This is a genomic window from Moorena sp. SIO3I6 (assembly GCF_010672095.1).
The window spans coordinates 22,138-36,866 of the sequence record NZ_JAAHHU010000026.1 but is presented as its reverse complement, the minus strand read 5'-3'; the positions used below and the strand labels follow the sequence as shown (position 1 = coordinate 36,866).

Here is a 14,729-nt window from a genome sequence, read left to right as displayed (position 1 = left end):
ACAGTTATTCAACCCTCAACTTGTTCTCGTACCTGTTCTACACTCAAGCTAAGGGCTTCTGCTACCTGTTCCACTGTTAGTCCCATCTTCAGGAAACGGGGCACAGCCTCGAAGATTGCCTGTTCAGCTTTTTGAGCTCGTGCATGTTCTACTTCCGCCCGCTCATTACCAATCAGCAATAGATTACCTTGGTTATCCCACCACCTTAACCAGAGTTGGTTTTGATTTTGATAGGTTCCCTGCCACAGTCCCAATTCGATTCCTAATGGTTCAATGGGATAATGACCTCGCTCGTTGGGCTTCATTTTGTGATAGAAACCTTTAAGGAATTCATAGACCTCCAAGTTACCAGTTTTGATTTCATAAATACCGTAATAGGCAATGCGTATAATCTGCTCATAAACCCAAAATTTGCCTGGTTTAGTTACTTTTCCTTCCTCACTTCGGGATAGAGGAGTTTGGTCTCGTTCTTCTTCCCCGTTCCCACTGGCAAATTCAAGAGCAATTAAAGGAGCGATATATTCTCGCCATATAACGTAGGAACGGCGAATTTCACCATCTAACTTAGGGGGAACATTGGGAACATAAAACCAGTCAGGAGCTTCTGCTCCTTTTTCGGGTGGGTCAGTTTCTCGCCAATAAATACCACAGTCTTGCCCAATGGCATAGTGTCCATCAGGATGGATTTGCTGTAAAACTGGTCCAATCGAATCTGTCAGTAATATGCTTTGGGGGTGTTCCTGAAAATTTTTCACAAAACTTCCATCTGATTCTGGTAGTTGGGTGTGATCTGGGAAAGGAGGAGGTAAAACAACCCGGTCAATACTTTGAGTCATGGTTTCCTGATCGGCTACTGCTGGGGGTATAGATTTATTTTGGCATAATTTTTCATGAGTCAGGACTTAATAAAATTTCCAATTATCTCCCTTAAAAATACCTACAAAATTTTGCGCCCAGTCAAAAGTCCCCGCACTTCCAACATGGCAGAATAAGTAGGCAAAATATGAAGGGTTTCGTCAGCTGGAGTTTCGTCCAAAGCGGTAGCGATCGCGTCTGATAAATCTTCTTTAATAATCAATTGGCAATTAGTCTGGTCTTGATTCTGGTCTTGATTCTGGCTGTATTGTAGACGGAGTGCCATATCATAAACGCGATCGCCACTGACTACCACAGTTCCCCCTGAGTTCACTAATTTCTCTGTATCCACATCCCAAATCCAAGACACATCTGTGCCATCGGGGGTTCGGTCATTGAGTACCACTAGCTTAGTGGATGCTCCACCTTGTTTTTGCAAGTCATTAACAGCTCGAATCGTTTCATTCATCCCTACTGGATTTTTGGACAACAGAATCCGAACCCGCTTCCCATCCACAACTAATTCTTCTGCTCGTCCAAAGGCAGCGCGGAAGGTTTTAATACTGTTGTAGATGGTATCCCGGTCAATTCCCATCTCTATGGCTAGTAATCCCGCTGCCAATGTATTGTATTTGTTATAGATACCAATTAATATTTGTGGCCACTGGCTACTATTGACTCCGAGTTGAGGTTTACTAAAGCCACATTGAGGACAGTGATAGTCTCCTAGATGGGACAGATAAACCCCCTCATAGTCCAGGGGATGTCCACAACTGGGGCAGTAAATTGAGTCAACGGCATGGGGAATTTCATCAAGATAGAGATCTGGCTCACTTAACCCAAAGAAAAGGACTCTCTGGGGTAACTGTTGACCGAGGTAAGACAGGGTAGGGTCATCGCCGTTTAAAACTACAACGGTTTCCTCAGGTAAGGGAGCGATCGCATTTTGCCAGCGACGGCTAATAGTATCCACTTCCCCATAACGATCCAGCTGGTCACGAAACAGGTTTAAGCCCAAAATAAATTTAGGCTGACAATCAAGCAATAGCAAGGGCAGCACATTTTCATCTACTTCCAAAAGGGCGTAGTCAGCATCCAACTGACCAATGCCATTGGTATTAACTAGGAGTGCGGTCACTAAGCCATTAATCAAATTTGCCCCAGTACTATTGTGAGCAACTTGCCAACCAAGGTCTTCCAGGATAGTGCATAGAAGTAGAGAGGTGGTAGTTTTACCGTTAGTACCAACAATTAGAATCACACCTCGTCTGACCTGATCCAAGAGTAAGGGAAGCACTTGAGGCTGGAGACGACGGGCAATTGCTCCAGGCAGAACACTTGCTGCCCCTAGGTTTAATAACCGAACCAGAGCGGTGACGGTTTTGGCAATGCCTACGGATAACCCTAATCGTAATCTATCGATAATTGATCTAGTCACGGGATGAAAGCTACAAGTTGTTCGTGGATTAAAGAGTTGGAACCAAAGATGAACCGATCAGAATCGAAACTTCCGATCAAAACTAAAAACCTACCATTGATGAAGTGGAGGATAATTAGGGAAGATTTCACGCCCACCACAGCGCAAGTACTTCACTGTGTCCTTCATGCAATAGTGCTGCATCGTTCATCTTTCATACTTAATAGGCAATGCTAGCAGTTCAAGAAGCAGAGTCAATCATTCTCAATTTGGTTCAACCCTTTGACCCACGGCTGGAAACACAGGTGGTAGAGCTATCCGCTGCCACTAATAGAATTCTGGCAGCAACAGTGACCAGTAACTTAGATTTTCCCCACTGGGATAATTCAGCCATGGATGGGTATGCCGTGCGTTATAGCGATGTCCAATCCTGCAATCGCGAACAACCAGTAGTTTTAACTATAGTAGAAGAAATCCCTGCTGGATATCAACCCCAATGTGAAGTCAAACCCGGACAAGCGTCACGGATTTTTACTGGAGGTTGTATGCCAAAAGGAGCTGATACGGTGGTGATCCAAGAAAACACCAAGCTCCAGGACAACCAGGTGGTGATTTTGGAGGCTCCCCAACCCCAAGCCTTTGTCCGTCATCGGGCATCTTTTTACCAAGCCCAAACCAGTCTTATGAAACCAGGAATTAGGCTTGGTGCTCCAGAAATCGCCATTTTAGCTGCAGCTCAGTGTAACCAATTGACAGTGTATCGGCGTCCTCGGGTGGCAATTTTTTCCACTGGCAACGAGCTAGTAACCCCTGACCAACCCCTAAAACCTGGTCAAATTGTCGATTCTAATCAGTATGCCTTGGCTACCTTTGTCTCCCTCTTAGGGGGAGTACCCATAGCTATGGGGATTGTGCGCGATCAGCCAGACGATCTAAAAAATGCGATCGCAAACGCTATCTCCGAAGCAGATATGGTTCTATCTACTGGCGGTGTATCAGTGGGAGATTATGACTATGTAGACAAAATCTTAGCCCAGCTCGGGGCAGAGATTCACATCCACTCGGTTGCCGTTAAACCCGGTAAACCCCTAACAGTTGCTACCTTTACCTCCCCCTTGCCTAATTCCATAGAAGACAGTGACCTTTCTAGCACTCCCTCCTGTTCAAAACGTCCAGTACTGTACTTTGGTCTACCTGGGAATCCCGTTTCAGCACTAGTTAGTTGTTGGCGGTTTGTTAAACCAGCACTGTTAAAACTATCTGGTTTACCGGAGGAAGTCTCGAAACCAATTTTTGTCAAAGCGATCGCATCTAATGACTTACATGCCGGTGGAAGCCGGGAAACTTACCTGTGGGGACAACTGTGTTTAGATGCAGCTGGTGCCTACGAATTTCATCTGGCCAGTGGTAGTCATAGTTCTGGTAATTTGATTAATCTTGCTTATACCAATGGTCTAGCGCTGGTGCCAATCGGTAAAACCTTGATTCGGGCTGGTGAATCAGTATTAGTCTTACAGGTAGGGGAAGGTTTGGCTAGGGCAAAAGGTAATATGAAATCCGGTTGAATAACCATACTTCCTGGTGAGGCGAGCAGGGTAGGAGGGGAGCAGGGGCAAAAAGATTTTGTCTAGATATCGTAAATGTAGACAATTATCCGGATTTGATATAATAGACATCTCCAAAAATTAACCTCAAACCCTTGGACTGCCTGGGTCAAAACCGAGTTTCTGGAGATGTCTAAAAGGTAAAAGCCATGGAAGCAAGCATCTTTAATTTATAACCAGAAACTGGGTTTTAAGGGTCTTGGTGCGTAATTCCTGTGGACTAACGCTTTGTTGTCATACCTTGCTCGCCACACCCGGTCAACCGGTCACCCACCCCATCACCCTATACCCGTAGCAAAGCCGGATTTTTGGTTTCACTGTGTAAGTCCTAAAATAGATAGAGTAGTCTTGGAAACCAGGTTACTGGTCAGTAGCGCCTATCGATACTATCTACGGTAATCTTCAAGGTCTTAAGCCTAGCCAGCTCAAGCAACTAAAACGGCTGTATCACCAACGCTTACCTAGCGATAACTTGACTACACCGGAGTTTGCTCAACGTGTTGCAGCCATTAGCACAGACATTCAACAGCCCCTATGCACCTACATCAATCGCCGGGGACAAGTGATTCGTGTGGCTGTAGGTACCCCTACTCAGACCAAAATTCCTCCCCTGGAATTGCCCCGTTACGGTGCTGAACGATTGTGCGGGATTCGCTGTATCGCCACTCAGCTCAAATCAGAAACCCCTAGAGAATCTACCCTCACGGCTATGGCAATTCAGCGATTGGATGCATTGGTGGTACTTACGATTACTGGGTCAGGTATGATAAGGCGGGGTGGTGGAGCAACAGGTTATATCAAAGAAACCTATCTCGCACATTTGCTCCCTCCTAGTAACTCAGAAGGACACAATAAGGTAGACTCTCAACTCCTAAATTGGAGTGTATCATCACCCATTAGTCTGGATATTCTGACCAAGCAGGATTTCCAGGAATTGGTCGAAGAGCTAGAAGCTGAGTTTCGACGGCAATTTGTGGCTCAGGAAGTCGATGTTGACCAAGATAGGGTGCTGATTATAGGGTTAATGACTGAAAAAATCAGCCCAGAGCGATTTGAAGATGGCTTAGCAGAAATTGGGCGGTTGGTGGAAACCGCTGGTGGAGAAGTATTAGGGGTAATCCAGCAAAAGCGATCGCATCCCCATCCCCAAACAGTAGTTGGTAGCGGTAAAGTAGAGGAAATTGCCCTGACTACCCAAACTCTAGCCGCTAATCTGGTAGTATTTGACCGCGACCTATCACCAGCACAAGCTCGCAACCTAGAATCCCAAATTGGTGTTCGGGTTGTAGACCGTACTGAAGTGATTCTCGATATTTTCGCCCAAAGAGCTCAGTCCCGTGCTGGTAAATTGCAGGTGGAACTGGCACAACTAGAATATATGTTGCCTCGCCTTACTGGTCGGGGTCAGGCGATGTCCCGGTTAGGGGGTGGCATTGGTACTCGTGGTCCGGGTGAAACCAAACTGGAAACCGAACGTCGCTCCATTCAGCGTCGAATTGCCCGACTTCAACAAGAAGTAAACCAATTACAGGCTCATCGGTCAAGGTTAAGGCAGCGGCGTCAGCAACAGGATGTTCCGACAGTAGCGGTCGTTGGTTATACAAATGCTGGCAAATCTACCCTGTTGAATACCCTAACCAATGCTGAGGTTTATACCGCTGACCAGTTATTTGCTACCCTTGACCCCACCACCCGACGCTTACCTATTGTTGACTCAGTAACGGGGAAATCTAGCGCTATGCTATTGATCGATACGGTAGGGTTTATTCACGAGTTACCCCCACCCTTAGTAGATTCATTTCGGGCTACCCTCGAAGAAGTAACAGAAGCAGATGCTTTGCTGCATTTAGTGGATTTATCCCATTCAGCGTGGGCTAGTCACATTCGTTCTGTAATGGGGATTCTGAGGGATATGCCCATTACACCAGGACCGATTTTAGTAGTATTTAATAAAATCGACCAAGTAGATAGTGATACCCTAGCGTTAGCGAAAGAAGAATTTCCTCAAGGAGTCTTTATTTCTGCTAGTAAACGTCTTGGACTGGAGACATTGCGTCAGAAACTAGTTGAGTTAGTTCACTATGCGATCGCAACTCAATAAAGTGAATCAGCTTCATAAAAAAATAACTAAAATCGTGAGTTCGCTCGTTCTAAACAAGTAGTTATTTTGGCAGTTTTATGTCTTGCTAGGAGTCGATTTCACCAAAGTCTATTACTACTTTTAGAGGACTACCATTATGATATAATGACTTAATAAACTGGGTTAGCTTCATAAAAAAATCACAACTGTAAGCTAATAGATAGGGATAATTTAATTGTTAAAACCAAAACCAACTTCAAAGTTTGATGCTTCGTTCTGGGGACGCCGATATCCTAAATTTCCTTGAACAAATCCAGTTGGCTCGCAACGTCCCGATTGGCTTAAGGTGCTATCGTCTGCGAACTATGTGCATGCATTTTGGGCGCTGGTTAAACTTAGAGCCAGAAGCAATGCGTCAGCTGGTTTTTTTGTGCTATTGCCACGGTTTAGGGAAAATTAGCATTCCCGATCAGATCCTGTTCAAAACAGGACCGCTGACAGAAAAGGAGTGGACAAAAGTTAAGGAGTATCCTGAAGTTTCAGAACTGATTTGTAACCAGCATCCACTCCTGAAGGAGTTTGCATTCTTAGTGCGTACCCACCAAGAGAGGCTGAATGGCACTGGTTATCCGGATGGGTTGCGTGGTGAGAAAATTCCTTACATTGTTCAGGTCTTTCAGCTGGTGAATGCGGCAGATGCTATCATCAGCAAGCGGCTATATCGTAACCGTAGTGATCCCCCAGGCATTCGCCCCTACTGGAAACAGGCGGTAGCAGAAATTACCAAAGAAATAAACGTTGGTGCAAGAGATCCAGAACTCTGTGAAAAGTTTTTCCGCTTTCTTGAACTGTACTATCGAGGCGGTGGTTGAAGGTTTAAAGTTGAAGGTTTAAGGTTGAAGGTTTAAAATTGAAGGTTGAAAGTTGAAGGTTTAAAGTTGAAAGTTGAAGGTTGAAGTTTGAAGGTTGAATGCTTAAGGTTGAAAGTTGAAAGTTGAAAGTTGAATAAAAAAATAGTTGACTAGTTGGTTTCACCTTTTTCTTTTTTAAGCTATTGCCAACAGGTCTTACAATTACGAAGTATCTCATCAATGCCTGCTTCAATGGTTATAGAAATCCGCTGACTAAAGTTGTCGCAGCATGGGTGCTTTTTACCTTATTTTTGAGGATTAAACGGTCAATTTTATTTCTGTATAAAAGCAGTAAATCTCCTCATTTTTAAATATAAATTCAGGTAAATTTTGCCAAACTTTATCCTTCATCCTTTATTTTCCCTCCTTGATGAAACCCTACAAGGAAAGCCTACGGCGAACATCCTTCATCCTGACCCAGTTTCAACTGCTTCAAGTGATACACCCTAGCGGTATCAGTGAGGTTATATTGTAAAGGGGTGATGGTAATGTAGTTGTTGCGAATTGCCTGAACATCAGTAGGGATATCTTGAGGTAAGTGAATATGATCGGGTTGTTCCACATCCTCAATAACTTCACCAGCTAACCAGTAATAGATTTTACCTCGGGGATCAACTCGTTTCTCAAAATTCTCGATATAACGACGAATCCCTTGACGGGTAATGGCAATACCAGCTATTTCTGAGAGCTTAACAGCTGGCACGTTCACATTGAGTAATGTTGTTTTTGGTAAAGGTTGCTCTGACAGCTGATTTAGTAGAGTTTTCGCAAATGAAGCCGCTACTTGAAACTGCTTTGAGGTGTAGGTAGCTAGACTGAAGGCAATGCTGGGAATCCCTCCGATTACCCCTTCCATAGCGGCTGAAACAGTGCCAGAGTAGAGGACATCAGTACCCAGGTTAGAGCCATGGTTAATCCCAGAAAGCACTAAATCTGGTGCGGTATCCATTAATGCCCACAAAGCCAGTTTTACACAGTCTGAAGGGGTTCCAGAACAAGACCAAGCAGTAACCTTGGGATGAAAGATGTCATCTATAATTTCAGCACGGATCGGGTCATGGAGGGTCAAACCGTGACCAGTTGCTGAGCGCTCTCGGTCAGGACATACTACGGTAACATTGTGCCCCGCTTCAGCGAGGGTGTTGGCAAGGGTACGTACACCAAGGGCGAAGATACCATCATCGTTGCTGATCAGCAATTTCATAGGATATGAGGCTACAGCTAAAGATAAAAGTCGCTGTTCGATTTTAATCTGAAATTGATATATTCTAAGACCATCTACCCCACTCACCTGACAATTTTTTCAGTAAAATGAAACAGTCCTGCATAAATGACAGGGGTTTCCGGTTCTTCTCTTATTAACCTAAAATTACTGATGACAAGCCTCAACGAGATTGAGACCCAACTAGCTACACTCAAAGAAGAAGCAACCATTGCGATCGCTTCTGCTGATACCTTGGAAAACTTGGAACAGTTGCGCATTAATTACCTAGGCAAGAAAGGGCAACTGTCTCAGATATTGCGGGGAATGGGTAAGTTAGCACCAGCAGACCGACCTAAGATTGGTGCGATCGCAAATGTTGTCAAAGAAACCCTCCAGCAGAACCTAGAGCAGAGGCTGCAAGAGCTGAAAGCAGCTGAAATTCAGGCAAAATTGCGTTCAGAAACCCTGGATGTGACTATGCCAGGGGTATATCGTCCCCAAGGTCGAATTCACCCTCTCAATAGCACCATTGATCGGGCATTAGATATTTTTGTTGGTTTAGGCTACACCATTGCTACTGGCCCAGAGATGGAGACAGATTACTATAACTTTGAGTCCCTGAATACTCCCCCTGACCATCCGGCTCGGGATATGCAAGATACATTCTACTTGCCCGATGGTAATTTGCTGCGTACCCATACCTCTTCGGTACAGATTCGCTACATGGAAAACCATGAGCCACCGATTCGGATTGTGGCACCTGGTCGAGTTTATCGACGGGATACGGTAGATGCTACCCACTCGGCAGTGTTCCATCAGATAGAACTGTTGGCAGTGGATGAAGGGATAACCTTTACGGACCTCAAAGGTACCCTTAAGGAATTTTTGGAGGCAATGTTTGGGGAAGAGTTAGAAGTGCGTTTCCGTGCCAGTTATTTTCCTTTCACTGAACCTTCAGCAGAGGTGGATGTGCAGTGGAAAGGGAAATGGTTAGAAGTGATGGGTTGCGGTATGGTTGACCCCAATGTACTCAAGGCTGTAGGCTATGATCCTGAAATTTCTACAGGTTTCGCTGCTGGTTTTGGAGTAGAACGATTTGCCATGGTGCTGCATCAGATTGATGATATTCGTCGCTTGTATAACAGTGATTTGCGCTTTTTGAAGCAGTTTTAGTTTTGATTAGCCTTACTGATAGATTCGAGGAAACTATGATTAATCAAAAAAAACAATTACAAAGTAAACCAGAATCATCCAAAGGATAAGTTTACTATATAGCGTTGCTTATCCTTCTGGTATCGCCAGGAAACTGATTCTGGGTCTTTATCCTGACTCCACTGCTGAAAATTAGGTTGCTCTCTTAATTGTTGGAGTGTTGCTGGTTCCACTCCCAATCGTTGAGCTAATTCTTCTTCACTTAGTCCTTCGAAAAGTTGGTTAAGTGAATTAAATTCTGGTGAGTTCATTCCCAAAAATTAGAGGAAAGCTAAAAAAATAAAAAATAATTTCGTACGTAAACTAAAACAGCTAAAAAGCTGTCTTTAGTTACGTGCCTGTTACCTGCTAACTGGGTTGTTAACCAAAACCCCTGGTTCTTTCTGAATCGGTAAAGCGTCTAATACATCAGTTTGAGCGCAATACTTTAAATCTTCATGACCATTGAGCCGCAGCAGGCGTTTTCCGTGACTAGCGTGATAGAACATCTCTAGTAATTTATCTTGCCACTGGGAGTAAAGTGCGATCGCACCAATTACTTCATCATTACCAGCAATGTCATCCACTGAGTCTCCGGTTTCTTCCATAAGCCTTTGACTAATCGCCCCAGCACAAACCGTGTCTTCTAGGGAGTAGGATCCTTCCCAACCTGACCCCACTAGCCAAATAGTATCTGGTTTGTGGGTCAGTAAATACTCCACTGCTGCCAGACGATTGACTAAGGCGGCGGCTAGGACTACCGGGGAATTTTGGACACGCTGTAAGGCACGGGTACCGTTGGTGGTACTGATGAATAGTCGCCTTCCCTCTACTCGCTCAGGTGTGCAAATCAAGGGTGAATTACCCATATCACAGCCCTCTACCATTTTACCACCCCTTTCCCCAGCTCTTAGCCGTTTGTCAGTGGGCCATTGTTCGCTGATTTCCATTAACTGGTCAATATCACTGAACACTTGCACCGCTTCAGCACCAGCATTTAAAGCTGTAGCCATGGTCGTCGTGGCTCGCAGGACATCAATTGCGATCGCACAGTCTGGTAAGGTGTCTTTCGGAGTTTCTTCCGGGGTGTGGTAGATAGATAGCTTCACGGCTTGGATATAGTTGGTTTCTGGACTGCTGAAATTTTCCTTGACATAACTAGCCTGATTAATCTTGCCGATTAAACCAGCCAGCCTAATGGCAGCCCAATTTATCGGGCACGACAGCCACAAATAATAGTATATTAGTTAGCCGGTTCAATCAAGGTACCTGAAGAGATACTAAGGGGTGTTTGAGATTAGGTGGCATTGGCTCATTCAGTGCTCGGTAAATCCCCGACAAATGTTCCCGGAACAGCTGGTCAAAGACGGCATCTTGGTTGGACGAATGACCCTCACCAAACCACCAAAACCAGTCAGAACCTTCTGCTGCATACAAAGCTTCCCAAACTTCTGGATTATTTTCTTCCGTGGCTTCTGGATGCTTGGCTAAGGTTTGTCGTGCTGCACTTAGTAAGTCCCAAGCTTGATTCTTGACTGGGTCACCAATCCAAGTGGTGAAGCTACCATCTATCCAGGAACCACTATGTAGTTGACTGATCGGAATAGTTTCTGTAGGGGAAAATGGTTCGATAAACTCAGAAACCGTTACGAGTTTGATATGAGGATGATCACTCAGACTTTGATAGAGGCATTGGAGGAAGGGTAAACCATCTTCGGAATAGTTTTCCCAGCAATTCTCCCCATCTAAAGCAATCGTGACTAGCCAAGGCTGTTCTAAACCGCTGCAAGCCTCAGATTGCTGGGGTTTCGAGGTGTCAGGGTTACACTCTGCGATCGCAAGGGAAGCGCGAATCCCGTCTAAATGTCCCAGGAAATCAGCCGTTGCCTTAGTCGGTGACATTGACCCATAGGTAAAGCCAATCAAATCTGATAAGTGGTGGTCTCGAAACACAATTGCTAGGTCTTTGTGATCTGTTTCTAGACGATAAGGGCGGTAAAGTAACTCTGGTTCGGTAACATTCCCTCTCTCATCCCGATGGAAAAAGTGGTTGATACTGCAACCCAATACTATTTCATCAGAGCAAATCCAATTAAACCCAGCTTCGGCAATGTAAGGTAAAATTTCAGGACTGACTGACTGTTCGGAAGGCCATAGCCCACGTGGAGCTCGTCCAAATTTTTCTGTATACATCTGCCAAGCCTTCTGGAGGTGTCGGGGAATATCCTCCTCCCACTGAAATCGCTGTTGGGGTAGACTCATCTCAGGAACAGCTACATGACCATAATTCGTATCTACTAACAACGGTAGAATAGGGTGAGTATAGGGACTTGTAGTTATTTCCAGTTGACCAGCATCTTGCATTTTCCGGTGCTGGGGGATGATGCGGCTGAGGATTTCTCGTTGCTTGGAGTAAATGCGCTGTCGGTCTGACAAAGTGAAGTTTCGCCCCTGCTCCAACCATCTAGCAATATCGGGATCATCCCAAAACAACGGATCAATCCACGCTAGGTTATGCCATGCTAGTAGGTCGCTGTAATCCTCTAGTGTCCAATTGTTTAGGCACCACTCTTTACCCTTATCCTGGCGGCTCTCATACAGTTCTCGATAACGGGGATGGGGGTCAATCAGGGTGTAGTGATTGCCATCAAAGAAATGTTCGATGATAAATTGCTTCTGGTGTTGATTCAGTTGTTCAGTGGAGGTTAGCGCTAGGGTCAGATAAGGATCGAAAGCAGTACCAGCAATGTAATCTTCCAGTTGCAAAATTAGAGTTGGTACTAGATTAACCGTTTGATGCAACTTAGGGTAGCTCTCTAGGAGCAGCACCAAATCTAGGTAATCTTTCGTGCCATGTAGGCGCACCCAAGGTAGATGATATTGGCCTGATGCCACCGAGGCACCGTTGTAGGATTTATAAATCGGTTGGTGCTGATGCCAGATAAAGGCAACGTATAGAGGATGAGACATGGTGCGATCGCTATCCTAAACCTTAACCATGATATCGATCATCGGTCATCAGTTTTTAGTCATTGGTCATTTCCCACAGAAAGCTACCATTAACATAGTTATCATAAAATTACAATGTAGCTGAGGTTGATTATGTCAGAAACAATGGCACTCACTCCAGAAAATGTTGAAACAGTCCTGGATGAGATGCGTCCTTACCTGATCGCTGACGGTGGTAATGTGGAGCTAGTTGAGTTAGATGGTCCGACTGTTAAATTAAGACTTCAGGGAGCCTGCGGGTCTTGCCCTAGCTCTACCATGACCCTCAGAATGGGGATTGAGCGCCGCTTAAAGGAATTTATCCCTGAAATCCTTGAAGTGGAGCAAGTAATATAAGCTGAATACTCAGTTACTGAGTGGGGAGTGCTGAGTGTTCAGCCGATTATTATAGTTGCTCTGATCTCGATTGCAAACAGTAGGGGCACGATCTGATCGTGTTCCTACAAAATATCTGTCTTTCAAACCATTGATAATGGCTATAGCATTTACATTTTATAACATAATCCCTGAGGGAAAAGCTTCCATGCAAAAGCAAAGAGATGAGATATATTATATTATATAGGTATTTTGGGTAAATTAAAATAACTGTAATTATTTTTGAAAATTCATTGTAAAACCCTATAGCAATAATTAAAAATTAATTAAGCCAGATGATTGGTTGAAAGCCTTTTACCAGTACTAAGCAATTCTGTGAAGGTTGGAGCCGATAATGGAGGACTGAAGCAATAACCCTGAATTTCATCACACTTATGACCACACAGGAACGCTAGTTGGCTAGCTGTCTCCACCCCTTCTGCCACCACCTTCAAGTTGAGACTGTGAGCCATTTGCAAAATCGCAGTAGTAATGGCTTCGTTTTTTACATCCTCTGTAAGTTGGCAAACGAAAGAACGGTCAATTTTTAACACATCAAAGGGAAATAGTCTCAGGTAGCTCAGAGAAGAGTAACCGGTTCCAAAATCATCAATCGAGATCTGAATACCAAAGGACTTTAACTCTTTTAAGGTAGCGATCGCATGGTCTGGATTCTCCATCAGGGTACTTTCGGTTAATTCCAATTGCAAATATCTCGCTTCCAGTTCGGTTTCTTCCAGAATTGCTACGATGGAGTCACTGAGATTGGGTTGATTAAACTGATGTCCCGATAAATTTACAGCGATTTGTACTGGGGACAACCCTTGAGTTTGCCAGAGTTTTGCTTCGGTACAGGCTTTTCGGAGTACCCACTCTCCTACAGGCACAATCAAACCAGTTTTCTCGGCTAGGGGAATGAATTTAGCTGGAGAGATTGCTCCCAATTCTGGATGATGCCAACGGATTAAGGCTTCTGCTCCCTCGATTTCTCCAGTTCTAAGATTTACTTTGGGCTGATAGTAAAGTTGAAGTTCATCCTGTTGCAATGCTTGGCGCAATTGTAATTCTAGCAATAGGGCTTGTTGGGATTTGTCACCAATCGAGGCAATATAAAATTCGTAAGCCTTCTGTCCTTTGTGTCCAGCATTTTCTCTGGCTCCGTTGGCATGGGTGATCAGGGTATTTAGATCAAGACCATCCCTACCAAAGCAGGCAATGCCGATTCTAGGGGTCAGGACAATCTCATATTCTTCTATAGTAAAGGGTAAGGATAAAGCATCGATCAGTGTTTCCGCCATTTGCCCTATCTCTGTCTGGTTAATTGTAGTAGCTAGCAAGATCACAAATTGATCTATCCCTAACTGAGCCACTGTATCCAAAGGTCCAACCCTACCAAGAAGTCGTTTGGCCACTGCCTGAAGTAACAAATCACCACTAACAGGGCCTAGGATATTGTTGATCTGATTAAGTTGGTCAAAACTTAAAGACAGCACTGGCAGACGACGATAACGTCCCTGTCGTTGTATCAGTAGTTGATTAAATCGCTCTTCTAGCAAGAGTCGGTTCGGTAAGTTAGTAAGCTGGTCATAACGGAGTAGATAGTCCAGTTGAGCTTGAACTTTTTTCAGTTCAAGATGATGGCACTTGGTTTGATAAAGTCGTTTTTGTAGTCGAGTCGCGATCGCATCTAGCAATTCCTCGCGCTTAACAGGCTTGATCAGATAATCATCAGCCCCTAACCTCATCCCCATACGCCAATCTGACCAGTCAGCTTTGGAGCTGAGGAAAATAAAGGGAATCGCAGCAGTTACGGGATGTTGCTGCAGAGTCTTTAAAACACCATAACCATCTAGCTGAGGGATTATTATATCACAAATAATTAAATCAGGCTGCTCCTCTTGAGCAAGCTTGACCCCACTGTTACCGTTGTCACTACTAATCGTCTCGAACCCTTCTGCTCTGAGCAGGGTGAGTAGGTTCTTCCGAATTATTGGCTCGTCTTCGATTACTAGAATCTTATTCATAGTTCTTTGGACTTAAATCAAGTGTAGTGGACATAGAAGGTGATCTTGAACAAGGTTTTGCTAAGGAACAGCGTAAAGAT

At 44.5% G+C, this 14,729-nt stretch carries 12 protein-coding genes; 5 read left to right on the top strand and 7 right to left on the bottom strand.

Annotated features, from left to right (window positions below):
• Positions 1-8: 8 nt before the first annotated feature.
• Together F6K49_RS09775 and F6K49_RS09770 are read right to left on the bottom strand one after the other, a co-directional pair.
• Positions 9-836, bottom strand: coding sequence for a Uma2 family endonuclease (locus tag F6K49_RS09775; RefSeq protein WP_293037222.1), 828 nt, complete (start codon positions 834-836; stop codon positions 9-11).
• 101 nt (positions 837-937) lie between these two features.
• Positions 938-2,293 (bottom strand): Mur ligase family protein, encoded by a 1,356-nt coding sequence (locus F6K49_RS09770; RefSeq protein ID WP_293067628.1) that lies wholly within the window; start codon positions 2,291-2,293, stop codon positions 938-940.
• A 209-nt stretch (positions 2,294-2,502) separates the two neighbouring features.
• Here F6K49_RS09770 and glp point away from each other — a divergent pair, with 209 nt between their 5' ends.
• The 3 genes from glp (at position 2,503) to F6K49_RS09755 (ending at position 6,828) form a co-directional block, all read left to right on the top strand.
• The gene (glp, locus tag F6K49_RS09765) at positions 2,503-3,837 is read left to right on the top strand and encodes a gephyrin-like molybdotransferase Glp (protein WP_293079545.1); all 1,335 of its coding nucleotides are present in this window, start codon (positions 2,503-2,505) and stop codon (positions 3,835-3,837) included.
• Positions 3,838-4,348: 511 nt separating this feature from the next.
• The gene (gene hflX / locus F6K49_RS09760; protein ID WP_364302420.1) at positions 4,349-5,977 is read left to right on the top strand and encodes a GTPase HflX; all 1,629 of its coding nucleotides are present in this window, start codon (positions 4,349-4,351) and stop codon (positions 5,975-5,977) included.
• A gap of 245 nt (positions 5,978-6,222) precedes the next feature.
• The gene (locus tag F6K49_RS09755) at positions 6,223-6,828 is read left to right on the top strand and encodes an HD domain-containing phosphohydrolase (protein WP_293029945.1); all 606 of its coding nucleotides are present in this window, start codon (positions 6,223-6,225) and stop codon (positions 6,826-6,828) included.
• A 430-nt stretch (positions 6,829-7,258) separates the two neighbouring features.
• Here the strand turns inward: F6K49_RS09755 and surE are convergent, their stop codons facing one another.
• Positions 7,259-8,071, bottom strand: coding sequence for a 5'/3'-nucleotidase SurE (gene surE, locus F6K49_RS09750; RefSeq protein ID WP_293096184.1), 813 nt, complete (start codon positions 8,069-8,071; stop codon positions 7,259-7,261).
• A 171-nt stretch (positions 8,072-8,242) separates the two neighbouring features.
• Between surE and pheS the strand changes: the two genes are divergently transcribed.
• Positions 8,243-9,244 (top strand): phenylalanine--tRNA ligase subunit alpha, encoded by a 1,002-nt coding sequence (gene pheS, locus F6K49_RS09745; RefSeq protein ID WP_366514156.1) that lies wholly within the window; start codon positions 8,243-8,245, stop codon positions 9,242-9,244.
• Between the two features lie 74 nt (positions 9,245-9,318).
• On the opposite strand, the gene F6K49_RS09740 is transcribed toward pheS, so the two are convergent.
• From F6K49_RS09740 to F6K49_RS09730, 3 genes are all read right to left on the bottom strand, one after another.
• Positions 9,319-9,534, bottom strand: coding sequence for a hypothetical protein (locus tag F6K49_RS09740; protein WP_293096177.1), 216 nt, complete (start codon positions 9,532-9,534; stop codon positions 9,319-9,321).
• A 90-nt stretch (positions 9,535-9,624) separates the two neighbouring features.
• A complete protein-coding gene (locus F6K49_RS09735; RefSeq protein WP_293096266.1) occupies positions 9,625-10,371 on the bottom strand; it encodes a 2-phosphosulfolactate phosphatase family protein in 747 nt (248 codons plus the stop codon).
• A gap of 151 nt (positions 10,372-10,522) precedes the next feature.
• A complete protein-coding gene (locus F6K49_RS09730) occupies positions 10,523-12,232 on the bottom strand; it encodes a glycoside hydrolase (RefSeq protein WP_364302412.1) in 1,710 nt (569 codons plus the stop codon).
• A gap of 144 nt (positions 12,233-12,376) precedes the next feature.
• Between F6K49_RS09730 and F6K49_RS09725 the strand changes: the two genes are divergently transcribed.
• Complete coding sequence (locus F6K49_RS09725) at positions 12,377-12,607, top strand: NifU family protein (protein ID WP_075903514.1); 231 nt, start codon at positions 12,377-12,379, stop codon at positions 12,605-12,607.
• A 305-nt stretch (positions 12,608-12,912) separates the two neighbouring features.
• Here the strand turns inward: F6K49_RS09725 and F6K49_RS09720 are convergent, their stop codons facing one another.
• Entirely contained in the window at positions 12,913-14,649 is a 1,737-nt protein-coding gene (locus F6K49_RS09720) for an EAL domain-containing response regulator (protein ID WP_293029379.1), read from the bottom strand.
• Positions 14,650-14,729 lie beyond the last annotated feature (80 nt).